This is a genomic window from Photobacterium kagoshimensis, from assembly GCF_050337045.1.
Lineage (GTDB): Bacteria > Pseudomonadota > Gammaproteobacteria > Enterobacterales > Vibrionaceae > Photobacterium > Photobacterium kagoshimensis.
Map to the genome: position 1 here is coordinate 520,503 of NZ_JAKJSO010000008.1, position 23,220 is coordinate 543,722.

Below are 23,220 nucleotides of genomic sequence, written 5' to 3' on the forward strand. Positions count from 1 at the left end.
AGAATATCGTCAGATTAATGAGATGTTGTTAACAAAAATGAGAATAAAAATAGGATGAATATGGGGAAAGGTAAGACTTGGTATGAAAAAGAAAGGAACACCCGCCTCTAACGATAAGAGGCGGGGAGCGAGGATTAAGCTGCTTTATAAAGCACTTTGTTACCCGCTAGCTGGATACGCTCAACTAGGCCTTCTTCAGCCAGTTTTTTAAGCGCGCCAGTCGCCCAAGAAGCCGCTTTCGCATCTTCTTGGCCCGCTTGAAGACCAATACCTTTAGGGTTAAGGCCTTCAGCGTTGCTTACTACAATATCAAGCACTTGTTGCTGCTTAGGAGTCAAAGACACTTTTGCAGCTGGTGCTGCTTTCACTGTCTTTTTTTCTTCTACAGGCTTCGCCGCTGGTGCAGCTTTTACTGTTTCTGCAGTTGGTGCTTTTTTCACAGCGTCTTTCTTCGCTGCTGGTTTTGCTACTGCTACATTTGCTAATACACGCTTTTGCAGCTTAAGCTGAACTTTACGTTTGTGAGAGATTCTCATTAAATTTCCTACTCCGTTGCACTACTTTCAGTCGCCACTGATCCAGCGGGAAAAAGTAAGCGCGTTTTATACCAAGGATGTCAGAGAAATGCCAGCAAACGGTTATTTAACCCACAACAAAACATGATTTCACTCAAAATTATGTATATTTAGTTCAATTTTGGTCATAAACACTCCCTAAAAAAGCAAAATTGCGAGAAGTGCATATCAGGCATAATATTATTAAACATAGTGCATTATTTGGTTCTACCAATGTGCGCTAATTATCATAACCCTACGTATAAGGTTTTAAAACAGCAAAGAAATACCCCATAAATCGCTCATTTAGATACCAAGTGCTTATGCATGAACCCGTGAACACAACATCTGTTATCGAGACACCAACCATGGAAACTCGGTACATCAAACCCATGAATAGCCAACCCAGCGTTTACTGGTTTGCGTTCAGTCTCGCTGCTATTTTGGCCATAGGCATCACAAGTTTTCTGATACCGACAATCAATAATGTCGGTTTATCAATCTTATTATTGTTTGCCATTACTTTTTCGATCATGGCGTTTAAACAAATGAACACCCCGGTTCTGACATTCACACTGAGTTTTATGCACTTGCAGTATCACAGCGCAGAAGGCGGTTGGTCGCTTCGTTGGCAATGTATTCAGCAACTTGGGTTAGCAGAGTTGCCAACAGCAGAAGGTTGGTACCAAACACTGCCTTGGATGGGAGTAAAACTAAAAAATTACGACGAATTTTTAACATCTATTTGTCCACGAGTAGCAACTAAAATGCTAATTGAACAAAGAGGCTTACTGTTTCTTGCTTTTAAACGCACGCCAAACAGCCCACACGCGATTGAAGACATGTTATTTGATGATACCCCTTACACCACCCAGAATGGCGTTGTACTGAAGGGATTAATTGCGATGCTCGCAAACCGCATGCGTTATAACCGTGAGCTATTAGGGTTTGATTTCTTTATTGCTGAAGATTTATTTGATCGACCTTTAGGTGAGTTTGTTGGACTAGCAAGACGCTATCTTGCTCAAGCTAATACCAGTCAGGTTAATTGACGAAACAGAATGCAAAAAAAACCGTACCTATAATAGGTACGGCTCTTTATTCAGAAGCTTGCTGAAAAATCAGTAAAGCGGCATTTCGTCAGCAACGAATGGATTCGAAGCACGTTCGTTACCGAAGGTTGAAAGGGGACCATGACCCGGTACAAAAGTAACGTCGTTGCCTAACGGCCACAGTTTACCCTTGATTGAGTTAATCAGTGTCTGATAGTCCCCTTTAGGGAAATCTGTACGACCGATACCACCGTTAAACAATACATCACCGACAAAAGCAATTTTAGCGTCTGTATTATGCAAAATCACATGACCCGGTGTATGACCAGGCGTATGCAATACATGCAGTACTTGGTTACCCACTGGGATGTCATCACCTTCGTCTAGCCAGCGATCAGGATCAAAGGCTTCTGTTAATGGGAAGCCAAACATCTCACTTTGACGCGCTAGGCCTTGTAACCAGAAAGCATCTTCTTTGTGAGGTCCCCATACAGGCACGCCCAAGTCAGCGGCTAACGCTGTTGTGCCGCCAACATGATCGAGGTGGCCGTGCGTTAATACTAGCTTAACGACATTCAAACCAAGCTCGTCAATTTTAGCTTTCAGTAAGTGAATATCACCACCTGGATCGACAACCACTGCCGCTTTGGTTTCATCACACCATACAATCGAACAATTTTGTTGATACGGTGTTACAGGTACAATTTCAAATTGAAGGCTCATACTGAAAGGTTTCCTTAGAATTAAACTGATGCAAGAGTACCATTTTCTTTCTAAAAACAACAAAGCCGACATGATTTGTCGGCTTTGTTGTCTCGTTCAAAGGTTAACCACGCCAGCTTCTCACCGGGCCAGTATCAATGTGAACAAAATCACTTTTCGGGTAATACCCAACACCGCCTAAGCGCAATTCTTTGGCCGCTTTATGGACTTTAGATAAAGGCACTCCCTCTAAATTAAAGTCGATAGCTTGCCCTTTCATATGGTAACTTTTTTTCGCTACCCCACCATTTTTTTGCAACATCTTATTGGTTTTTGCAGAACGATAGCCCGAGATAATGCGCACTTGCCCTTTGTGGCCTAAATTGGCTTGAATTTTAGCAATACCATCAAACAGTCTTTTATCCATCTTCGCGACCTCGTTTTGGCGGAAATCACGACAAATCTGATAAATACGTTGCAGCTCTTCAGGCAAATAATCTTCACCATCAAAATATTGCGTGTCTATGTCTTCACCAGTGTGAATATTACACATAGACATTTGGCGTGGGTTACTCGACTTAAATGGGCTTGCTATCGCAAGCTGTGGAAACAAGCTTGCACCTAATGTAATACCACCAGCAATCAGAATCTGGCGGCGCTTGTAATCAATTTCAGACATCCCTAAAACCCATCTAAAACAAAAAAACACAACGCGATGTTGCCCGAACGCCGATTAAATTAACGTTCAATTTTTACACAGTCAAATGGGATAGATGGAATAAAACACCGCTTCATTGCTGAAACGGTGTCTAATTATTGAGAATTAAGCAATTTTAGTCTTTGTAAACAGTTGTAAGTTTCTGTTCAGTTTGCGAAGCGTAACTCATTTTATCGTAGAGATAGACGTCATCACGAAAATTAACTAAGCCTTCGTCATCCACCCATGCAGTCTGATAAATGAGGTGTACTTGCACCTTATTCTTTAATCCAACCGTTTTAGTGCCAGTGCGCGCACTCAAGGTATTCACTCTTTGCTCCGAAACGCCCGAGTAGTTCAACAAGACCATGGCAAGATCATCAGCATGCTCAACCCGAACACAACCCGAACTGAATGCACGGCCGTCTTCGTTAAACAAACTTTTTGCGGGTGTATCATGCAAATAAATAGCGTTTTTGTTGGGAATATTAAATTTATAACGGCCTAATGCATTACGTGCACCTGGCTTTTGGCGCAGTCGGTACGGGAAGGATTTAATGGATACATTATGCCAGTCAATGGCTGATACGGGGATTTGCTCTGAGCTTGTCCAACTACGAATGACAGCAAAATTTTTGCGCGTTATATAGCTACTGTCGTATTTGGCTTTCGGCAGAATATCTTTCTGCATAATTGAAACAGGAACATTCCAATAAGGGTTAAAAACCACAGAGTTAATACTTGAGCTCATTAACGGTGTTCGACGATCAGGACGCCCGACAATCACTCGACTGTCCATGACATGCTTATTATCCAGCCACAAGTTCATCTCATAGCCGGGAATATTCACTATCAATACCGAGGAGACGTCCATTGGCCATAAGCGTACACGCTGGCTATTTAACGCCAGTACACGCACACGTTGCTTGGGTGATAAAGCTAACCAATAGCGCGTTTTAGGGCCAATCACACCATCGACTTTTAATCCGTGCCGTTGCTGGAAACTTTTAACACCTTGCACCAAATCAATATTGTAGTGACGAATGTTTGATGCTCGAAGTGAGTCAGCTTGATAATCCGTTAAATCGCCAAGTTGGTGTAATACTGTAATTAAAGCTTCAGGTTGCTTTAAAGGCGCACCAATCCGAATAATGCCTCTTTGATAAAACGTTGGCCACGCCGTTGATTCTAACTGCTGTAAATCATTAATCGCTAAGACCATACGAGTATAACTTTCATCAAGTGGTTTTAGTGAAGTAATAAAATAACGCAGCCTGTTTGTTTCAACCGCATTCAATATACGTGCTATCGACGGTTCAGACGGCAGTGGTAATGGCATGGCTAACCCACTCCCAAACAACCATTGCTTACCATACTGAGGCAAGCTTTCTACGTAGCTCATATAGCTTAACAAGGTATCTGTTGCCAATAAATCATACTGCCGCCAATCATTGCCTTGTTTAAAGTGCTGAAGCATGGCGTAGCGACGGGCAAACTCAGGTTCAATCTCCGCTAATGCCAGAATTCGAATTTGATCTTCAAATTCATTGGCAACAAAAGAATCTTGCCAAAGCGGAGTATAACCAACGGCATAATAAATTTGTGCTAGTTTGTCGACATACTGTAAATCGCGAACGTTACGTGATACTTCAGAAACCCAAGATCTCGCTTTTTGCATTTCTAATGGTGAGGACTTTATAGACACCGCCCCCGGCACTTGGGGGGATGCAGGTGGCGTTGGCGGGCTTGAAACAAGGCCTTCTGTCGGCGCAGTACTCTGGGAGTGAATAGGCACGGTATTATCATCTGCAATAGCCCACACTTGCCCACTAAGAGCGAGTACTAATGCGACGGATAAACTGCATTGTTTTCTCATGGCCATTGGAACTCCCTCACTGACATAATGTAAGTATGGCAAACGCATTCACCACAGGGAGTAATTTTAGTAATCCGTCACTTTTCAAGGTGTATCAATTCTTAAACTTAAGCCAAAACACTCCAATAATTATCCCATAGAACAGGACTACGACTGGCTGCATTTTGACCATGCTGCGAGACAGTTAACATCTTGCCTGAACCCGAACCAACAACCCACTTATTATTGGTAACTGCTCGCCATACATAGGATCGGGGATCACCCCATTGGTGATCAGGGCTTTTTTCTGCTCCGGCGCCATGGCAGGGATACTTAATCGGACCAACATAGACACCGCATTGGTTGCCCCTTCTTCGGGGGGATGACCTCGCCCATCCTTAATGTGGCAGTTCTGACAACCGTTGGAAAAAATAAAAAAATGCGCAGCCTGCTGGCTGCGCACTTTTAAACTAAGCAGTTGATGTACAACACATAGTTAACATTCAACAGGACATTTAATTGCCCGGACCAATACGGTCCATGAATGTCATATGTGGTGAACCATCTTGTGCTTTCAGTCGAATTCGATCTTCAACCTGACGCTCTTTCTCTTTTCTCAAGCCAATGACCAATGAGTAACACATCATCAGCATAATGACAGAGAAAGGTAAGCCTGCAGTAATCGAAGCCGCTTGTAATGCCGCGAGACCACCCGTTAACAATAGAATGGCAGCCACTAAGCCTTCGCCTAAACCCCAAAAAATACGGTGGCGTAGCGGTGGCTCTTGATCGCCAACAGATAGCAAAGTCGTCACAACCAAAGTGCCACTATCCGATGATGTAATGAAGTACGTACAAATCAGTAGCGTTACAACGCCTTTGGCAATTGGCTCGATCCAACCTGTATTCATTAGACCAATCGTTTCGTATAGCGCAAGCGTAAGGTCTTTATTAACAGCATCGATAACACCACCACCATCGAACAATTCGATGTGAAGTGCCGTGCCGCCAAACGCAGTCAGCCAGAACATACCTAATAACGAAGGAACAATCAGTACACCGATCGAGAATTCACGGATAGTACGACCTTTCGAAATGCGGGCGATAAACATGCCAACGAATGGTGCCCATGAAATCCACCAGCCCCAATAGAATGCAGTCCAGCCTGATTGCCAAGCAGAAGTACCATTGGCTTCCGAGTTGGTCCAGAAGCTAAGTGCCACGACATTCGAGAGGTAGTCACCAATGTTTTGTACAAAGCTATTTAAGATGTAAATTGTTGGGCCAAACGCCACAAAGAAAATGAGGATCAGAATACTTAGCCATAAGTTAAGTTCTGATAAAATTTTCACACCTTTACCCACGCCTGACACAACAGATAAGGTCGCAATACACGATACAACAGCAATTAAGATTAACTGGTTAGTAATTGATACTTCTATACCTAGTAGCTGGCTTAGACCTGTGTTCATCTGAGCCACGCCTAAACCAAGCGAAGTCGCGACACCAAATACAGTACCAAATACCGCTAATACATCAGCAGAGTGACCCCAGAACCCGTAAATGCGATCACCTAAAATAGGGTACAACGCAGAACGAATCGCTAGAGGAAGTTTGCGACGGTAAGAGAAGAAAGCCAGTGATAAGCCCACGATCACATAAATCGCCCATGGGTGTAGACCCCAGTGGAAGAAGGTTAATCGCATTGCAACTTGCGCAGCTTCTGCTGTACCACCCTCGGTGATGAACGGGTTACTTTGCAGGTGGAATATCGGTTCAGCGATACTCCAGAAGATAAGACCGATACCCATACCCGCGCCAAATAGCATAGAGAACCACGCAAAGTAGCTAAATTCGGGCTCGGTATCATCATCCCCTAATTTAATGTCACCATAGCGACTAAAAATAAGAAATACAGCAAAGAAGAAGAACAGTGCCACTACAAGAATGTAATACCACTTAAAGCCAGCAATAATGGAGTCTTTTGCCCCCGTAAACCACGATGCCGCCAGTTCTGGGTCAAAAGCACCAAATAGAAGGAAGAGCGCAATCACCGTCATGGCCGTTAATGCCATCGGTGGATTGAGTCCTTTCAGTAAACCTGATTTTGCTCTCATGTTGCCTCCTTACTCTTCCGAGTAAAAATCTTCACCAACATGCTCACCCGCGCCACGAACGGCACGATAAACCACTTGGCCTGTAGCTTGTTTACGGTGATCGACAAGGGTTACTGAAGGTTGACCATTCACGGCATTGCGTTGGCCTAGGAAAATAGCCATCGGAATGCCCAGATTGCTCACTCCGCTTGAAATCCACATACGGTCAAAATCGTAGTTGCCGCCAATGAATTCTAACTGAGACAAACTTGTGTCAAAGCCGGCAAGGAAATACTCCATTGCCTGCATATTTGGGAACATGTGCGCCAAAATATAAGCATACTGTAGTTCGTTCACTAGCGTAGGTAATGTAAATTTACCCGTTTTATCTGCCCCAACAGATGGAACACCCCACGAAGAGTGAACAGTTAGTTCTTCTGGTTGGCTGTCATCAAAACGAGGTTCATAGCGTACAAACGCTGATGAGTCTGGCAACTCATAACGAACACGAAGAATCTGAAGATCTTCTACAATCTCTTTTACAGTTAAATTATCAGAACTCATAATATCTTTCATTAAGCTAAAGAAGGCAAAATACTACCAAAAAAGGAGGGGTTTATGAAAGAAAATGGCAAAATAGCTCCATTTATTAAGAATAATTGTGGAATCATACCGCGATTGGTAGATTCTTTAACCACCCTATTATAGTCATCAATTTCAAGAATAGTTAGAACTCTAATGTTTTTACGTCTAACATTAATTCTATCTTCCCTCAAAATTAATAACTATTTCTTTCATGTTGCCTCCGTTTGATGTAGTTTCGCGGCGTTAAATCTTGGAGAGAAAAATGGACAAGCACGAAGAAGTCCTTATTGCCCTGCGACAAATTATCCGAGCAATTGACTTACATTCAAGAAAACTGAATAAAGACGCTGGGTTAACTGGGCCACAATTGGTATTAATGCGCGCTATCCGTGATTCTGGTGAAGTCACTATTCGCCAATTGTCGAACAACACAAACATGAGCCAAGCCACGGCAACAACAATTCTTGACCGCCTTGAAAAGCGAGAGCTTGTTGTGCGCCAGCGCAGCCAGTTAGACAAACGAAAAGTGCACGCACATTTAACCCCTCAAGGTGTTGAAGTGCTAAACAAAGCACCATTGCCACTACAAGACAGTTTCATTTCTCAATACCATGAACTTGAGGAGTGGGAGCAATCTTTACTGCTTTCATCGGTTCAGCGCATTTCATCAATGATGAATGCAGAGCATTTAGATGTCGCACCTGTTTTAGCAGTAGGTAGCATTACCAAAACTGAAGAAGCCAGCAACTTATAACACTGCATGTACTGCCGCTATTGTAAGCCCTGCTAATGGATAGAGAACGTGACGCTCTGCACGTTCTCTATTACCTAATCTCTTTTCCTCTTTAATCTTCACTACACTGCGCTACCATACCTATTCCGTATTTTCATAAATGGACTCTGTGTGTTACTCGACGGAATTGAAACCCTACTCGTACTGGCAAAAGAAGGCACCATGAGTAAGGCAGGTACACGCCTGTACATTAGTCAGTCGGCGGTCAGTAAGCGTATTGCTAATCTTGAAAAGCGTTTAGGCAAGAAGCTCATTGAACCCGCAGGCCGGCATATTCAGCTTACAGCAACAGCTAAGCAGCTCATTGATAGCGTTGAACCTAGCTATCGCGAGATGAAAGGGCTGATCTTTGAACAGCAAGATATTCAAGATACCTCTCTCATTACGCTTGCTTGCTCTGAAACCTTAGTTGCTGGTTATTTGAGTGACATTCTGGGGTCTTATATCCAAAAAGATCCTCACCTATCCGTGTTTACTCAGCAAACACCTTTTATTATCGAGAGTGTGTCATCAGGCGACGCCACCATAGGTTTCTGTGCTGGCCATTTACCACCTCAGCACGGTATTGTTGCTCGTCATCTCATCGATGAACAATTCACTATTGTGAGTGCGACCCCGCTTGATTCCACACCCACTATGTTGCTGACCAATGACCTGAAAAACAGTGCCAATACCTACCAAGCGGCTACCCTACAAAAAATGGGCATCAAGCCTATGATGGAAATGGATTCTTATACTGCAGCAGCAAAACTGGCACTTGGTGGTGTCGCCCCCGCGTTAATTCCAATGTCGGTTGTAAAAACACTGAATATTGAAACGCAGCATTGTCACCACTTTGATTTTCTTGATGCCCTAACGCGACCTGTTCACCTTTGCTATCGCCGAAAAAGTTATCAAGCTAAACGCGTTAAACTGCTTATTGAAACCATTGCAGATTTTGTTCCAACAGCAACTTTATTGCCATAATCATAGAAATAACCACCACCATAGGGCGTATAAGTTTGCGCCCTTTAGTAATAGCCACTTTGGCACCAAAACGAGCGCCGATAAAACCACCCACTGCCATGGTTAATCCAATTTCCCAAACAGGTAACCCAGCCATAATAAAAAACAGAAGTGCGGCGATATTCGACGTAAAGTTAAGTACTTTTGTTCGTGCTGTTGCCTCTATCATCGTGAGCTGGGCAATGGCGACAAAACAAATGGTAAATAAAGAACCCGTGCCCGGCCCAAAGAAGCCATCGTAAAAACCAATACCAAACCCAACTGAAAAAGCAAATGCCGTTTCAGACAGTTTTGCTTCTCCCCCGCCCACACCCGCTTGTGGGGCGAACAAGAAATACATCGAAATACTTAACAATAACAATGGAATAATGCTGGTTAACACGCCCGCATCAATGAACTGTACCAATTCCGCACCAATTGCTGAGCCAACAAAGGTACACGCAATCGCTAACCGCATTGTTTTTAAATTAACGAGTCCATTACGCACAAAATACAAACTGGCCGAAAAGCTTCCAAATGAGCTTTGCAACTTATTGGTCGCCAATGCTTGAGCTGGGGGAATACCCACAGACAGTAAGGCGGGTACAGTAAGTAGCCCCCCACCACCCGCAATTGCATCAATAAACCCTGCTAATGCCGCAACAGCAAAGAGAATGGTAATAATCTCGTACGAAAACGCCATTTATATTCCTTTGGATAACAAATTCAAACCAACAAGCTGAAACAGAGAGTACCCCCTTATTGATAAGATAAAAAAGGAAAGCTACGACACAGACTCATTCCAAGTTGGAATAGGACGAAGTTTATCGGCTTAACTATCACCCGATAGACATCACAATACACGTATAAAACAGCTATGAAATCATGTGAGTATTTAGTCGCACTTTAAGCTAACGGCAAAGGCGCCAAATCATCTTATTTTCCAAATACCGTTAACTGGCTCCCAATTTCATCCCTAGCGCTATGCCGATTTGTTATCGTGAAACGTTTTTCAGCATTTAACAGACATTTGCGAATCATCCAACATAAACCCCATAGAAAGTAATGAGATAACCACCAAATTCAGGTTTTAGGCCACCAGCGTAAAACCAACCAATCTGTCACTTAGTGAGAAAAATTATGATCGTTATCATCCAACTAGTTATTGTCTTAGGTTGCATATATTGGGGCTTAAAGATGGGAGGGTTAGGCGTTGGCCTTGCAGGAGGATTAGGACTGGCAATCTTAACGTTAGGTTTTGGTTTAGAACCAAGCCAACCCGCCGTTAATGTGATTTTAATTATTATGGCCGTCGTTACGGCCGCCTCTACGATGCAAGCTGCTGGCGGCATGGATTGGCTGGTTCACTACGCTGGAAACTTAATGCGTAGAAACCCTCGCTATATTAACTTTCTTGCACCAATGATCACTTGGCTTATGACGATAATGGCGGGAACAGGCTATACCGTTTTTTCAACCTTACCTGTTATATCTGAAGTCGCAAAAGAAATTGGAGTGCGTCCATCACGCCCTCTGTCAGCAGCTGTCGTCGCTTCACAGGTAGCTATTTCTGGTTCACCTATCTCTGCGGCAATGGCTGCTATGATTTCAATAATGGAACCTATTGGCGTCAGCTTTTTACAAATTATGGCTGTCTGTTTACCAGCCTCATTCATTGCCGCTATGGTCGCTGCCTTTGTCGCTTCTCGCCAAGGCTGTGAACTAGAAGAAGATCCTATTTATCTGGAACGTATTCAAGCCGAACACGAACAAAAAAATAAGACTCAAACACTCACGAATACAGAGTTAGACCCAAAAGCCAAATATTCAGTACTGCTTTTCCTGCTCGCGACTATCGTGATTGTTATCTATGCGGCATTCCCACCGTTACGTCCACAATTCGCTGACGGCGCTATGATGTCTACTCGCGATATTATTATCGTCAGCATGTTTGCCGTGGCTTGTTTAATGGTGCCGTTCTGTAAGGTGAACCCTGATAAAATAATCCGCACTACGACTTTCCGCTCAGGCATGAGCTCAGTCGCCGTCATTCTAGGTATTGTGACTATGGGCTCCACCATGGTAAATGCTTACTTACCTGAAATTAAAGCCACCGCAGGTACCCTACTGCAAGCGTACCCTATGTTACTTTCTGTGGTCTTATTCGGCACTTGTACGCTACTGCTTTCTCAGGGCGCAACCACTCCGCTTATTATTCCACTCGCTCTTAGTCTTCAAGTACCACATTGGGCTATCTTGGCTTCATTTGTTGCAGTCACTGGCGTATTTGTTCTACCGACTTATCCAACCTCTTTGGCTGCGATCGAATTTGATTCAACAGGTACCACAAGAATGGGTAAGAATATTTTTGACCATCCATTCTTGTTACCAGGGCTTTGTGGCGTCATCATCTCAACCCTTTGCGGTTTTGTGCTTGCACCTATGATCATGTAACGCACCTTTCATTCGACACAACATAACGAAAAGGCCCGACTAATGTAGTTAGTCGGGCCTTTACTTTACGCTAAATATTTGCAATCAGCAGCTAAAGCACTATTTAGTTAACTGGCAGAGCGTACTCCACACTTGCTCGCCTGCAGGGTGAAGCCTTGCTTGGTAACGATAGGCATAATAAGCAATGGGTAAGCGCAAGTATGGTTCACCCACCAAAGCAACTTGTCCCAATTCAAGTTCCGTTTTTATCGCATAATCTGGTAACCATGCAACACCCTGCCCCTTCAATACCAAGGCTTTCAATAAATCCGTCATCGATGAAGAAAAAACAGCATTAAGATTGACCTGATGCCTAATTGCTTCAATTTGACGTCCCATATAAGAGCTTGGGCTATACGCTAACCATGGGGTGGGTTCAGCTGAATCGAGAGTAAACAGCGGTTTTCCCTTTTCATCACAGGCACATACAGGAAGTAGCTCAGCTTCACCAATACGCAAAGATTGATACGGAGGCAACCGCAGACGCTCATCATCAAATGCAAGTAACAAATCACAACTGCCTTCATGTAGCTCTTCTGTTGCTTGGTCAACGTCGATCGCTTCAACACTCAACAAAGGATTATGGTGCCCACTACTCAACAGTGGCTGAATATTAGGAACTAAGCTGGTTGCGAGTGAATGCGCAGCAGCAACGCGAACAACATTGCCACCCAGTTTAGAAAGATCTGACAACTGCCCAATTCCATCAACCATTTGATTCATTAATGTTCGAGCAGAAACTCGAAACAATTTACCACTCGGCGTTAAGGCTATCGGCGTTTTGGTTCGATCAACCAACTCAGCCCCCACCGCGTTTTCTAATGCCTTAATTCGACGACTAAACGCAGGTTGAGTGACATTACGTTGTTCAGCAGCGTGAGAAAAGTTGCGTAATTCAGCCAAGGCGAGAAAATCTTCGAGCCATTTACTTTCAATATTCATAACAAGCTCAGAAAAAGAAAATAATTTTACCAAACAAGATGTTAATCAACCTTAACTAACCGCAAACCCAGCTCACACTACTGACTTTTAACGCATAATCGTGCCAATTTTTATAGGTTTTAGTGCTGTTCATTTGCTAAATGACAGCGTGACCGTCGTCAAGTTAAAGCGCTATACCGATTCGGCATCGTAGCGTCAGCTTTAGCATTTCTAAAGCCTTTAGCACCTGCATATAGTGAGTATTAACAACAACATGCTAGGAACAAGGTTATGCTTAAAACACTAGGAATTTTAGGTGGTATGGGGCCACTTGCAACCGTTACCTTTATGCAAAAAATTATTGCCCGTACACCTGCGCATAACGATCAAGAACACATACCAATGCTAGTCAGTAACGTTCCACAAATACCCGATCGCACCGCATGTATTCTAAATAAAGGCCCAGATCCATTCCCTATTCTCAAACAGGGCTTTGAACAACTACAAAACTCAGGGGCTGGCTGCATTGTCATCCCATGCAATACTGCACACTTTTGGTATTCTCGTTTGCAGGCAATAAGTAACATTCACACAATTAGCATCATCGACAGTGTCGTCGCCGAAGCGAATTATCGACAATACCAACGCGTTGGCATCTTAGCTACCACAGCGACCATGATGACTAACATGTATCAAGGCCGACTTGCCGAAAAAGGAATTGATGCCATTGAAACAACAGAGCAAGAACAGCAGCAAGTAATGGCAGGAATATATGCAGTAAAGGCTGGTAACGTCGCAGAAGGTACGCAATTAATGCTGCCCATTTTCAATGCCATGCTGGCTCGCGGCGCTGATGCTGTTATTTTTGGCTGCACAGAAATCCCCGTCGCACTTGAAGACGAAGCAAAAAACCGACCAAATGTATGTTTAGATTCGTTAGAAATTCTAGCCGATGAGTGCATCGCATGGGCAACGACGGAAGAGCATGAGCTAGTTGCATGAAATTTAATAAAGAGAGTGAATTGCCTATTCACTCTCTTCTTATCAATGTTTAATTTATCGTTCTTAGATCTTAACCATTACTTTTTGAGCGACGACGTGAAGCAAAGCCTAGACCCGTAATACCTAGCATAAATAATGCGATGGTTGATGGCTCTGGTACTGGCGGGATTGGAGCACATGGTGTTGCTTGACACACGACACCATCACCTTTCACACCGTAAAAAGTAATATGAGAAATATCCTGAGGCTTACCGTCTTTAAGTTGCGGCGTCATGTAATTACCTGACGTTACACCTGTACTAATATGGTAGCCAGTAAAGTTAGAATTACCGCCTTTAAAGACAAGCATGATGTCATCAAATGAATCCCAGATATCACTCGACATTGTCCATGTCCCCATCTGGAGATCACCTGTAGCACTAAAAGTGTAGCTATCTCCGACAAAATTGATCGCTAGAGAATTATCTCCTGACCCCCCTTCAAAAATCTTGCCGAAAAACTCCCAATTCGTAATGCCAAACATCGAGTCATCATTAACAGCAAGCGTTGGATTCAACTTATCATTCTTTTGCGAGCCAACTTCACAACCCATATTTACAGTCACTTTATTTGCAATGGCAGCATCACATGCTATGGAAGCAGCCTGTGAATAAGTTGGTATCACAAATACAGCTACTACTAACATCTTATTTAATAATCGCATGACTCTTCCCCATCTATATATTGATTCATTAGGTAAAGAGCAATCTTCACACCAATATTTATATGCCTACTTATCAATACATTAAATAAGAATTACTTTTACATTGTAAAAAAAACTGACACTGTGGTCTTTGATAATTTCATATTCACGAGCATTGCAACTTGCGAATTTTTTAAATTCTCGTCACAATTTGCAAAGCAACAATAAACGTCTCACTTTTGATACTGCCTATTATTCAAATTTTCCCCTTTATTGCTCAATTGATACGGTTATTTGTCAATATCCTTTACACACTTTTTTGTCTCGAAACTGGCATACCACTTGATATACCTATTACTGAATAACAGCCAAACATAATTTATATCAATGAGGGAACGAAGATGAAACTTAAACTATTAGCTGCAGGTATCACACTTATTACCGCATTTAACGCACACGCCATTCCAGTTAACTTCGGAGCATTTACCGCAGAATGGTTAAACCCTGTCGCTAAACCAGGGGCAAATCAACCCGTCGCTTCTGCTGCCGGTACCAACCCAACAATCCGCTGGGGTACTGCAGCAACAGCAAATGGACAGAGTGGTTACAATTTTGATTAAGAATCACCCTTTAGCACCGAATTTGATGTTGTAATGGGAATGAGTGATACTTTTGAACTCGGTACTTTCACCCACTTAAATAACCCTATTTTTTCTAACGGTTCTAGTTTACTCAGTGTTGATTTAAAACTATCAACGACTGTACAAGCGGGTGCTCTCCCTGCTGAAAATGTTGATTTCCTATTTAGCTTTACTCATGAAGAAACACCAAATAATGCCAATCCTTGTGCTTATGGGCCTGCAGGCCAAACCGGTGTAAACATCAATGGCTGTGCCGATAGAGTCACTACAAATACCAATGCATTTACCGATGTTTTTTCAATTAGTGGGGTTGATTATACTGTTGATATTCGAGGATTCACCGTTGGTGGTAACTTTGTAGATGGGTTCTTAACGAAAGAAAAAGTTGATAACCAAGCTATTATTATTGCAAAAATAACAGCTTTTGAAGATATTAATGAAGTCCCTGAGCCCGCACCCTTTGCAATTCTCGGTGCTGGCTTGCTAGGCTTAGGCGCAGTTCGTCGAATGAAAAAGAATAAAGCCGAGACAGAAAAATAAAAACTGACACGTTAGCTGAAACGCAGTGTTAATAATTAACACTGCGTTTTTAATTGTCACCATACCGCTAAATAATAACTAGCATTAAACAATGCGCACGCCTGCTACCATCGCTCTTTCAGCTGTTAACAGTACACTTTCAGATTCATCATCTGTTTCTGCACACAACAACATGCACTCAGACGTTTCACCGCGCATTTTTGCTTTTGCTAAATTACACAGTACCACCACGTCCTTACCCATCAATTCTTCTTCAGTGTAATACGGTACTAGACTTGTCACGGTCTGGAGCGTATTACCACCAACATCAATTTGTACAATGTACAGCTTGTCTGCATTTTCGTGACGTGTCACATCAAGAATTTTACCTGTGCGAATCTCTAATTTTGCAAAGTCGGAGTAAGCTATCGTTTCCATCTTAAAAACCCCAGTAAAATTTTAGTAAAAGATAACGTTTACACTATCAGTAATCGTATATAATACAAATGGTAAAGATCGCATTTTGAGTAACCGATCATAGTCTTGATTGCGTTATTTTCACATCAAGTGTTAAATAGCTGATAGTTAAGAAAAGAGGTAATACATGGCTACCATTAAAGATGTCGCAAAAGAAGCAAAAGTCTCTATCGCTACTGTTTCTCGCGTCATCAACAAATCACCGAAAGCCAGTAAAGCATCGGTCGAATCCGTGACAAAAGCGATGGCAAAACTCGGCTACCGTCCTAACGCTGCAGCTAAAGCGCTTGTTAGTCAAAGTACCAATACTGTTGGCGTGCTCGTCGGTGATGTTTCAGATCCCTTCTTTGGTACCTTAGTCAAAGCGGTAGACACAGTAGCGCATCAAGATAATAAACATATTTTGATTGGCAATGGCTATCACAACGCCGATAAAGAACGTCGCGCATTAGATTTACTGATCAACAGCCGCTGTGATGCGTTAGTTATTCATGCGAAAGGGCTATCCGATCAAGAATTGATTACGTATGCCCTAGAAGTAAAAAGCATGGTGATCATTAATCGCCATATTCCAGAATTAGCCGATCGCTGTATTTCGCTAGACAACTATAAAGGTGCGTACTTAGCCACCGAGTTCCTTATCCGTCAGGGCCACACGAAAGTCGCTTGTCTTGCATCTAACCACAACATCGAAGATGCCGAACAACGCGTAAATGGCTACCTTGCCGCATTGGCTGATAACCAGATCACACTGCCAAAGAGTTATATCGAGCATGGTGAACCTAACAGCGATGGCGGTGAAATTGCGATGACTAACCTGCTAAGTAAGTCACTCGACATTACTGGCGTCGTTGCTTACAACGACTACATGGCGGCAGGAGCATTATCAGTCCTTGATGAGAATGGCATTAATGTTCCTCGTCAAGTTTCGATGATAGGCTTTGATGATGGTTTAATTGCTAAATATGTCCAACCTCGCCTAACGACAGTGCGCTATCCGATTCAAATGATGGCAGAAAAAGCGGCACATCTGGCACTTGAACTTGCAAAAAAAAGAGAAGTAGAACCAGAAAACATCATTTTCTCTCCTACCCTTGTAAGGCGAAATTCCGTCGAACGAGTCTAAAGCTTGAAGAATACAGGCGTGAAAAAGAAAAGCTCAGCTTGATGAATTCAAACTGAGCTTTTTACTAAAGGGAACGTGTTTTAAAAAAAGCTAAACAATACAGAATCAGTCTTAACAGGTTTAGCAATCAAACTGGTAAGTGGTGAAGTACTGATAGGTTTCTTTCGGCCTTAAAATACAGGCTGGCTGAGGCCATTCAGGATGATTTGGCGAGTCAGGTAAAAACTGGGTTTCTAGTGCTAACCCCGCATAATCCTGGTACTCACCCCCTTCTCGTTTCGGCGTACCCGCTAGCCAGTTTCCTGTATACAACTGTATTGCCGGTTTGTTAGTGATGACATTCAATCGAACTTTATTATCAGGGCTGATAACTTCCGCAACAGGTAAATAGATTTCGCGCTCAGTTGGAAACAAAAAACTATGATCGTAGCCTTTCGCCATCTGCTGCTGTTCGTCTTTCATCCAATCCTTTGCAATGACTTTTCCTTCACGAAAATCAAAACCAGTCTCGTCAACAGAAGCAAGCTTGCCTAACGGTATGCCTTCATCTGTTGTGGGTAAATATTGATTGGCTGCAATTTTCACCCAGTGCTGATGGCAATCCGTTCTAGCGGCAGCCCCTGCTAAATTAAAGTAAGCATGGTTAGTCAAGTTACAAGGCGTCGCATGGGTGGTTGTTGCCTCATAGCTTATGGTAACGCCGTGCTGCTCAGTCAGAGTATAAGTCACACTAACGGTTAGTTCGCCGGGGAAGCCTTGGTCACCATCTGATGAAACCGTTGAGAAGACCACATGCTGCTGACTTTGCTCGACAATGTTCCAACGAACTTTATCTAACCCAGCAGCCCCGCCGTGCAAACAGTTTCCTGCCTGATTCGTAGAAACTCGGTATTTTTTATTAACAATGGAAAAAGATCCATTGGCAATACGGTTTGCGTAGCGACCTACCGTTACACCCATGTAACTGGTTTGACGCATAAAGTCTTCCATGGTCCCCATACCAAGGAGCACTTCCCTCAGCTCACCGCTTGCCAATGGTAAGCGACAACTTAACCATGTCGCGCCGATATCCATTAGGGTTACACGCATACCAGCTTGATTGGTTAATTCCACCAAATATGCAGGCTGCCCATCAAAGGCGTTCTGCGAACTCATTGTTTTTACTACGTCAGTTTTCACTATGTCAGCTTCGACTAACTCACTTCCATCTGCATGCTTTTGGTTATCTGCTTTCATTACAGATACTCAACGAGGCTTGCACCATCTTTCGCCTGACAAACATAAATCGAGGCTTTCAAGTCTGTTTTTGCTTCATAATTAGCTTCAATTGTCGCTGTCACTTCATCCACCAACGCTGGCGGCACAAGCGCGACAATACAACCACCAAAGCCACCACCCGTCATCCGCACGCCGCCTTGATCACCTATTACGTTTTTAACCATTTCTACCAAGGTATCGATTTCAAATACGGTGATTTCAAAATCATCACGCATAGAGGCATGAGATTGCGCCATCAACTCACCCATCAATTTCATATCGTGAGCAATCAAGGCTCTTGCTGCACGCTCAGTTCGGTCGTTTTCAGTGATCACATGACGCGCACGCTTAGCCACCATTTCATCAAGCTCAGCGGCTTTTGCTTCAAATTGCTCAATGGTGACATCACGCAATGCAGGTACACCAAAAATGCGCGCCGCTTCTTCACACTGCGCTCGACGCGTATTGTATTCACTATCCACTAAGCCGCGCTTTTTATTCGAGTTGATGATGACAACAGACATATCTTCTGGCATAGAAACAGGCACAGTTTCTAAACTGCGGCAATCAATTAGCAACGCGTGATTCTCACGGCCTTCAGCCGAGATAAGCTGATCCATGATGCCGCAGTTACAACCCACAAATTCGTTTTCCGCTTGCTGGCCATTCAAAGCCACTTCTGCTTGACTGATCTCTAGGTTATAAAGCACTTTGAATGTTTGACCAATCACCACTTCCAGTGCTGCTGATGAGCTTAGTCCTGCACCTTGCGGTACATTGCCACTCACTGAAATGTCAGCACCTGAAAACGTAAACCCACGTTCCTTTAAACACTTCACCACACCACGGATATAGTTCGCCCACATCTTGTCTTGTTGGAAAGTAATGTCTTGGTTTAGATCAAATTCATCCACAACGTTGTCGTAATCAACCGATACCACACGTACTAAACTATCTTCACGCTTAGCGGCAGCGACCACTGTTTGGTAATTAATCGCGCAAGGCAGTACAAAGCCGTCGTTATAATCGGTATGCTCACCAATCAAGTTAACGCGACCTGGTGCTTGAATAATATGGCTCGGCGAATAGCCTAATACTTGCTCGAAAGATGCTTTTACGTTGCGGATTAAATCGGTCATAACTTAACTCTCAAATAATATAATTTATTCGTTCAGCCGCTCTATCATGACAAGCGGCCGACTTAGTAGACTTTATGGGGCAAGCGGCTAGCATTGCTCTTTATAGTGGACATCGCTTAGGTCACGTAACCGCTGAGCAGCTTGTTCTGCGGTCAGATCTCGCTGACTTTCCGCCAGCATTTCATAACCCACCATGAACTTACGCACACTGGCACTACGGAGCAGAGGCGGATAAAACAGCGCATGTAATTGCCAATGTTCAATCTCTTCACCCGCTTCAAAAAATGGCGCGTAATGCCACCCCATCGAATAAGGGAAAGAACACTGGAACAAATTGTCATAGCGACTCGTCAGTTTTTTAATAGCGATCGCTAAATCATCACGCTGCTCATCGCTCAATTCGCTCATACGACGAATATGTGTTTTTGGCAACAACATGGTTTCAAACGGCCAAGCAGCCCAATAGGGAACAACCGCAATCCAGTGCGCGGTTTCCACCACAGTGCGTGAGCCATCTTTCATTTCAGCTTGCACATAATCCACCAGCAAATTGCTACCCTGCTCTTCGTAATATTCTCTTAAATGTTTATCTTTACGTTCAATTTCATTGGGTAAGAAGCTATTTGCCCACACTTGTCCATGTGGGTGAGGCTGTGAACACCCCATGGTCTCACCCTTATTTTCAAATGCTTGTACCCAAAGGTACTCTTTACCTAGTTCTTCAATCTGATCATTCCAGGTATCTATCACTCCGCGAATTTTACCAACGGATAATTCTGGTAGCGTTTTACTATGATCAGGCGAGAAACAAATCACACGGCTAAGGCCCCGCACACCTTGCGTTTTAAATAATGGGCTATCCGATTCTGGCGCGTCTGGGGAATCAGGCATTAAGGCAGCAAAATCATTTCCAAACACATAAGTCCCTTGATAATCAGGGTTTTTATCGCCAGAAATACGCGTATTAGTTGGACACAAGAAACACTCACCATCAAAGCTTGGTAGCTGTACGGTTGATGGCTTCTCATCTTGCCCACTCCATGGGCGTTTCGCACGATGCGGTGACACTAAAATCCATTGCCCTGTGAGCGGGTTATAACGACGGTGAGGGTGATCAACTGGATTAAATTCATTGTTCGACATTGTTTTACTCACTCTTAATAACCTCTTAATAGCCTTGAGGATTGTTTGATTGCCAGCGCCATGTGTCGGCTGTCATTTCTGCGACGGTACGTGTTGCTTGCCAATTCAAGTCTTGTTGTGCTTTTTGGGTATCCGCCCAACATTCAGCAATATCACCCGCACGGCGAGGACAAATTTGATAAGGAACGGCTTTTTGGCTGGCATCAGCAAATGCGCTCACCATCTCTAATACGCTGGTACCTTTCCCTGTACCTAGGTTGTAGATGTGTAAACCTGATTTTTCACCTACCGCTTTTAGTGCCGCAATATGACCATCGGCTAAATCCATCACGTGGATATAATCACGAACACCAGTACCATCGGGCGTGCTGTAATCGTCACCAAAAACTGACAGTTGCTCACGACGACCGACAGCAACTTGAGCGATAAACGGCATGAGGTTATTAGGAATGCCTTGCGGGTCTTCCCCCATGGTGCCTGAAGGGTGAGCACCGACTGGGTTAAAATAGCGAAGTAGCGTAATGCTCCAATCATTTTCGGCGGTAAATAAATCTGATAAGCATTGCTCGACCATATACTTACTACGCCCATATGGGTTAGTTGTCGCGCCTGTCGGTGAATCTTCTGTAATAGGCACGATTTGAGGGTCACCGTATACCGTTGCCGATGAGCTAAATACGATGCTTTTCACACCCGCTTTACGCATAGAGCGGGCAAGCACTAACGAGCCATTGACGTTGTTATCAAAATATTCCAATGGCTTTTCCACCGATTCACCCACGGCTTTTAAGCCTGCAAAGTGAATAACTGCTTGAATATCATGCTGGATAAAAATGGAATCAAGAAAAGCTTCATCACGAATATCACCTTGATGAAAAACAGGTTTAGTGCCTGTAATTGCTTCAATACGCTGAAGAACTTCTGACTTCGCATTGGATAAGTTATCGATAATGACAGGCTCGATACCTGCTTCAATCATTTGCACACAAGTATGGGAGCCTATGTAGCCCATCCCGCCAGTTACCAATACTTTCACAATCCGCCTCTCTTTTTGTCCAACCTTATTCAGGTCGCTATTTTGTCTGAGCGAGAGTCTACCAATCATTGGTCGTACGATTCCGTGATCAATTACACACTTGTGTAAACGTTTCCACGAATTGCACATTTTGACCTACTTTATAGGGTGACAAACACAGTAAAATTTAATACCGATAAGAATGGATTTTAACCACCTCATTATTTATCAATGAGTTAATGCTTTATCGCGATATGTTAGCCATATCTTAAAATTAATATTTTTTTACTAAAAAGACGTGCAGGTACTGTCACTTGATTTAAAATAGACCTTCTAAAGATAAATATTGACGACCATCGCCTCCAAGGAAAAATACAATGGCAACACTAAAAGACATAGCAACCGAGGCTGGCGTATCTCTGGCTACAGTTTCACGGGTACTCAACGACGACCCGACGCTGAGCGTTAAAGAAGAAACTAAACATCGCATCTTAGAAATTGCAGCAAAGCTGGAATACAAAACCAGCAGTGCAAAAAAAAACCAAATCGCCGCCGTACCAAATCACCACTTTCTTGCTGTTTATAACTACAAACAAGAAGCCGAAATCAACGATCCTTACTACCTTTCTATCCGTCATGGCATTGAAACCCAATGTGAAAAACTAGGTATCACACTAACCAATTGCTACGAAGGTAAAATAGACAATAGTATCAATGCTATATCTGGCATTTTAATGGTTGGAAAAACAACTCAAACCGTACTGAACATGGCTGTAAACATGACAGACAACATTTGTTATCTCGACTTTAGCGATAACAAGTCACAGTTTGATTCCGTTGATATCGACTTAGCCAAAATCAGTAAAGAAGTGATCGACTTTTTCATTGCTCAAGATTTTAACCGCATTGGTTTTATTGGCGGCCAAGACCAACCAGGTAAGGCGGATATTCGTGAAATTGCTTTTGCTGAATACGGCCAATTACAGCAAGTCGTTTTCGAGCAAGATATCTATCGCGGCGACTTCTCGAGCTCTTCTGGCTATGAACTTGCGTTAGAAATGCTGGCAAAACCCGATCACCCTCGCGCGTTATTCATTGCGTCTGATTCCATTGCAATTGGCGTTGTTCGAGCCTTGCACGAGCATGGCTTACATATTCCGAATGATATTTCATTGATCAGTGTGAATGACATTCCGACGGCACGCTTTACCTTTCCGCCACTATCGACGGTGCGTATTCACTCAGAAATGATGGGGAGCCAAGGGGTTAACCTCTTAGTCGAAAAAGTGAGAGATGGCCGCGCCCTGCCGCTTAAAGTCTATGTACCCAGTAAATTGAAACTCCGCGGAACAACCAAATAGCGGTAATAAAAACAGTTAAATAAGACCTCAAGGCGCTGATTATAGTGCCTTTTTATTTATTACGAGCAAACGTAGCATCTGTATAGCTCAAATATCTTAAGTTAGCCGTTTCTCATGGCAAACCTG

23 protein-coding genes and 1 pseudogene are annotated in these 23,220 nt (G+C 43.3%); 9 read left to right on the plus strand and 15 right to left on the minus strand.

The window, feature by feature from the left end:
- Nucleotides 1–134 precede the first annotated feature (134 nt).
- Nucleotides 135–536, minus strand: a complete 402-nt coding sequence (locus L4C35_RS02930) for a MarR family transcriptional regulator (protein ID WP_428461466.1) — start codon at nt 534–536, stop codon at nt 135–137.
- Between the two features lie 410 nt (nt 537–946).
- Here L4C35_RS02930 and L4C35_RS02935 point away from each other — a divergent pair, with 410 nt between their 5' ends.
- Nucleotides 947–1,606 carry a DUF2982 domain-containing protein gene (locus L4C35_RS02935; protein WP_428461467.1) on the plus strand — a complete coding sequence of 220 codons (660 nt, stop codon included), beginning with the start codon at nt 947–949 and terminating at the stop codon, nt 1,604–1,606.
- A gap of 69 nt (nt 1,607–1,675) precedes the next feature.
- Here the strand turns inward: L4C35_RS02935 and L4C35_RS02940 are convergent, their stop codons facing one another.
- From L4C35_RS02940 to L4C35_RS02965, 6 genes and pseudogenes are all read right to left on the minus strand, one after another.
- Nucleotides 1,676–2,329 carry an MBL fold metallo-hydrolase gene (locus tag L4C35_RS02940; protein WP_428461468.1) on the minus strand — a complete coding sequence of 218 codons (654 nt, stop codon included), beginning with the start codon at nt 2,327–2,329 and terminating at the stop codon, nt 1,676–1,678.
- 103 nt (nt 2,330–2,432) lie between these two features.
- Entirely contained in the window at nt 2,433–2,987 is a 555-nt protein-coding gene (mepK, locus tag L4C35_RS02945; RefSeq protein ID WP_428461469.1) for a peptidoglycan L,D-endopeptidase MepK, read from the minus strand.
- 154 nt (nt 2,988–3,141) lie between these two features.
- Nucleotides 3,142–4,887: a L,D-transpeptidase family protein gene (locus tag L4C35_RS02950; RefSeq protein WP_428461470.1), complete on the minus strand. Its 1,746-nt coding sequence runs from the start codon at nt 4,885–4,887 to the stop codon at nt 3,142–3,144.
- Between the two features lie 223 nt (nt 4,888–5,110).
- A pseudogene (locus L4C35_RS02955) lies at nt 5,111–5,287 on the minus strand (di-heme oxidoredictase family protein); the annotation flags it as partial.
- Between the two features lie 88 nt (nt 5,288–5,375).
- Complete coding sequence (locus L4C35_RS02960) at nt 5,376–6,977, minus strand: BCCT family transporter (protein WP_428461471.1); 1,602 nt, start codon at nt 6,975–6,977, stop codon at nt 5,376–5,378.
- A 9-nt stretch (nt 6,978–6,986) separates the two neighbouring features.
- Entirely contained in the window at nt 6,987–7,520 is a 534-nt protein-coding gene (locus L4C35_RS02965) for a hypothetical protein (RefSeq protein WP_428461472.1), read from the minus strand.
- 283 nt (nt 7,521–7,803) lie between these two features.
- Between L4C35_RS02965 and L4C35_RS02970 the strand changes: the two genes are divergently transcribed.
- Both L4C35_RS02970 and L4C35_RS02975 read left to right on the plus strand, forming a co-directional pair.
- The gene (locus L4C35_RS02970) at nt 7,804–8,295 is read left to right on the plus strand and encodes a MarR family winged helix-turn-helix transcriptional regulator (protein WP_428461473.1); all 492 of its coding nucleotides are present in this window, start codon (nt 7,804–7,806) and stop codon (nt 8,293–8,295) included.
- A gap of 150 nt (nt 8,296–8,445) precedes the next feature.
- Nucleotides 8,446–9,300 (plus strand): LysR family transcriptional regulator, encoded by an 855-nt coding sequence (locus tag L4C35_RS02975; protein ID WP_428461474.1) that lies wholly within the window; start codon nt 8,446–8,448, stop codon nt 9,298–9,300.
- Here the strand turns inward: L4C35_RS02975 and L4C35_RS02980 are convergent.
- Entirely contained in the window at nt 9,251–10,021 is a 771-nt protein-coding gene (locus L4C35_RS02980) for a TSUP family transporter (RefSeq protein WP_428461475.1), read from the minus strand. The genes L4C35_RS02975 and L4C35_RS02980 overlap by 50 nt on opposite strands.
- Nucleotides 10,022–10,458: 437 nt before the next feature.
- Between L4C35_RS02980 and L4C35_RS02985 the strand changes: the two genes are divergently transcribed.
- Complete coding sequence (locus L4C35_RS02985; RefSeq protein WP_428461476.1) at nt 10,459–11,772, plus strand: anaerobic C4-dicarboxylate transporter; 1,314 nt, start codon at nt 10,459–10,461, stop codon at nt 11,770–11,772.
- A gap of 99 nt (nt 11,773–11,871) precedes the next feature.
- Here the strand turns inward: L4C35_RS02985 and L4C35_RS02990 are convergent, their stop codons facing one another.
- Nucleotides 11,872–12,753, minus strand: coding sequence for a LysR substrate-binding domain-containing protein (locus L4C35_RS02990; protein WP_428461477.1), 882 nt, complete (start codon nt 12,751–12,753; stop codon nt 11,872–11,874).
- Nucleotides 12,754–13,023: 270 nt separating this feature from the next.
- Between L4C35_RS02990 and cuyB the strand changes: the two genes are divergently transcribed.
- Entirely contained in the window at nt 13,024–13,734 is a 711-nt protein-coding gene (gene cuyB / locus L4C35_RS02995) for a cysteate racemase (protein ID WP_428461478.1), read from the plus strand.
- Between the two features lie 70 nt (nt 13,735–13,804).
- On the opposite strand, the gene L4C35_RS03000 is transcribed toward cuyB, so the two are convergent.
- Nucleotides 13,805–14,437 (minus strand): PEP-CTERM sorting domain-containing protein, encoded by a 633-nt coding sequence (locus L4C35_RS03000; protein WP_428461479.1) that lies wholly within the window; start codon nt 14,435–14,437, stop codon nt 13,805–13,807.
- Nucleotides 14,438–14,817: 380 nt separating this feature from the next.
- Here L4C35_RS03000 and L4C35_RS03005 point away from each other — a divergent pair, with 380 nt between their 5' ends.
- Together L4C35_RS03005 and L4C35_RS03010 are read left to right on the plus strand one after the other, a co-directional pair.
- Nucleotides 14,818–15,036, plus strand: coding sequence for a hypothetical protein (locus L4C35_RS03005; RefSeq protein WP_428461480.1), 219 nt, complete (start codon nt 14,818–14,820; stop codon nt 15,034–15,036).
- A 39-nt stretch (nt 15,037–15,075) separates the two neighbouring features.
- The gene (locus tag L4C35_RS03010) at nt 15,076–15,597 is read left to right on the plus strand and encodes a THxN family PEP-CTERM protein (protein WP_428461481.1); all 522 of its coding nucleotides are present in this window, start codon (nt 15,076–15,078) and stop codon (nt 15,595–15,597) included.
- 84 nt (nt 15,598–15,681) lie between these two features.
- Here the strand turns inward: L4C35_RS03010 and L4C35_RS03015 are convergent, their stop codons facing one another.
- Entirely contained in the window at nt 15,682–16,014 is a 333-nt protein-coding gene (locus L4C35_RS03015) for a tRNA-binding protein (RefSeq protein WP_428461482.1), read from the minus strand.
- Between the two features lie 166 nt (nt 16,015–16,180).
- Between L4C35_RS03015 and L4C35_RS03020 the strand changes: the two genes are divergently transcribed.
- Nucleotides 16,181–17,179, plus strand: coding sequence for a substrate-binding domain-containing protein (locus tag L4C35_RS03020; protein ID WP_428461483.1), 999 nt, complete (start codon nt 16,181–16,183; stop codon nt 17,177–17,179).
- A gap of 120 nt (nt 17,180–17,299) precedes the next feature.
- Here L4C35_RS03020 and galM read toward each other — a convergent pair whose 3' ends face one another.
- The 4 genes from galM to galE all read right to left on the minus strand — a co-directional run bounded on the left by galM (nt 17,300) and on the right by galE (nt 21,754).
- Nucleotides 17,300–18,334, minus strand: a complete 1,035-nt coding sequence (gene galM, locus L4C35_RS03025; RefSeq protein WP_428461557.1) for a galactose-1-epimerase — start codon at nt 18,332–18,334, stop codon at nt 17,300–17,302.
- Nucleotides 18,335–18,414: 80 nt separating this feature from the next.
- The gene (galK, locus tag L4C35_RS03030; protein ID WP_428461484.1) at nt 18,415–19,575 is read right to left on the minus strand and encodes a galactokinase; all 1,161 of its coding nucleotides are present in this window, start codon (nt 19,573–19,575) and stop codon (nt 18,415–18,417) included.
- An 87-nt stretch (nt 19,576–19,662) separates the two neighbouring features.
- A complete protein-coding gene (locus tag L4C35_RS03035; RefSeq protein WP_428461558.1) occupies nt 19,663–20,718 on the minus strand; it encodes a UDP-glucose--hexose-1-phosphate uridylyltransferase in 1,056 nt (351 codons plus the stop codon).
- Between the two features lie 25 nt (nt 20,719–20,743).
- Nucleotides 20,744–21,754: a UDP-glucose 4-epimerase GalE gene (gene galE / locus L4C35_RS03040; RefSeq protein WP_428461485.1), complete on the minus strand. Its 1,011-nt coding sequence runs from the start codon at nt 21,752–21,754 to the stop codon at nt 20,744–20,746.
- A 356-nt stretch (nt 21,755–22,110) separates the two neighbouring features.
- Here galE and ebgR point away from each other — a divergent pair, with 356 nt between their 5' ends.
- Nucleotides 22,111–23,094 carry a transcriptional regulator EbgR gene (ebgR, locus tag L4C35_RS03045; RefSeq protein ID WP_428461486.1) on the plus strand — a complete coding sequence of 328 codons (984 nt, stop codon included), beginning with the start codon at nt 22,111–22,113 and terminating at the stop codon, nt 23,092–23,094.
- Nucleotides 23,095–23,220: the final 126 nt, after the last annotated feature.

Excerpts from the sequence above, each read along its gene's own strand:
- L4C35_RS03000 (WP_428461479.1), bottom strand. The coding sequence starts at position 14,437 with ATGCGATTATTAAATAAGATGTTAGTAGTAGCTGTATTTGTGATACCA.
- L4C35_RS03005 (WP_428461480.1), top strand. The coding sequence starts at position 14,818 with ATGAAACTTAAACTATTAGCTGCAGGTATCACACTTATTACCGCATTT.
- L4C35_RS02950 (WP_428461470.1), bottom strand. The coding sequence starts at position 4,887 with ATGGCCATGAGAAAACAATGCAGTTTATCCGTCGCATTAGTACTCGCT.
- L4C35_RS02930 (WP_428461466.1), bottom strand. The coding sequence starts at position 536 with ATGAGAATCTCTCACAAACGTAAAGTTCAGCTTAAGCTGCAAAAGCGT.
- L4C35_RS03015 (WP_428461482.1), bottom strand. The coding sequence starts at position 16,014 with ATGGAAACGATAGCTTACTCCGACTTTGCAAAATTAGAGATTCGCACA.
- ebgR (WP_428461486.1), top strand. The coding sequence starts at position 22,111 with ATGGCAACACTAAAAGACATAGCAACCGAGGCTGGCGTATCTCTGGCT.
- galM (WP_428461557.1), bottom strand. The coding sequence starts at position 18,334 with ATGAGTTCGCAGAACGCCTTTGATGGGCAGCCTGCATATTTGGTGGAA.
- L4C35_RS03020 (WP_428461483.1), top strand. The coding sequence starts at position 16,181 with ATGGCTACCATTAAAGATGTCGCAAAAGAAGCAAAAGTCTCTATCGCT.
- L4C35_RS02990 (WP_428461477.1), bottom strand. The coding sequence starts at position 12,753 with ATGAATATTGAAAGTAAATGGCTCGAAGATTTTCTCGCCTTGGCTGAA.
- L4C35_RS02935 (WP_428461467.1), top strand. The coding sequence starts at position 947 with ATGAATAGCCAACCCAGCGTTTACTGGTTTGCGTTCAGTCTCGCTGCT.
- L4C35_RS02970 (WP_428461473.1), top strand. The coding sequence starts at position 7,804 with ATGGACAAGCACGAAGAAGTCCTTATTGCCCTGCGACAAATTATCCGA.
- L4C35_RS02980 (WP_428461475.1), bottom strand. The coding sequence starts at position 10,021 with ATGGCGTTTTCGTACGAGATTATTACCATTCTCTTTGCTGTTGCGGCA.
- L4C35_RS03035 (WP_428461558.1), bottom strand. The coding sequence starts at position 20,718 with ATGTCGAACAATGAATTTAATCCAGTTGATCACCCTCACCGTCGTTAT.
- L4C35_RS02960 (WP_428461471.1), bottom strand. The coding sequence starts at position 6,977 with ATGAGAGCAAAATCAGGTTTACTGAAAGGACTCAATCCACCGATGGCA.
- L4C35_RS02940 (WP_428461468.1), bottom strand. The coding sequence starts at position 2,329 with ATGAGCCTTCAATTTGAAATTGTACCTGTAACACCGTATCAACAAAAT.
- mepK (WP_428461469.1), bottom strand. The coding sequence starts at position 2,987 with ATGTCTGAAATTGATTACAAGCGCCGCCAGATTCTGATTGCTGGTGGT.
- L4C35_RS03010 (WP_428461481.1), top strand. The coding sequence starts at position 15,076 with ATGAGTGATACTTTTGAACTCGGTACTTTCACCCACTTAAATAACCCT.
- L4C35_RS02985 (WP_428461476.1), top strand. The coding sequence starts at position 10,459 with ATGATCGTTATCATCCAACTAGTTATTGTCTTAGGTTGCATATATTGG.
- galK (WP_428461484.1), bottom strand. The coding sequence starts at position 19,575 with ATGACCGATTTAATCCGCAACGTAAAAGCATCTTTCGAGCAAGTATTA.
- cuyB (WP_428461478.1), top strand. The coding sequence starts at position 13,024 with ATGCTTAAAACACTAGGAATTTTAGGTGGTATGGGGCCACTTGCAACC.
- L4C35_RS02965 (WP_428461472.1), bottom strand. The coding sequence starts at position 7,520 with ATGAGTTCTGATAATTTAACTGTAAAAGAGATTGTAGAAGATCTTCAG.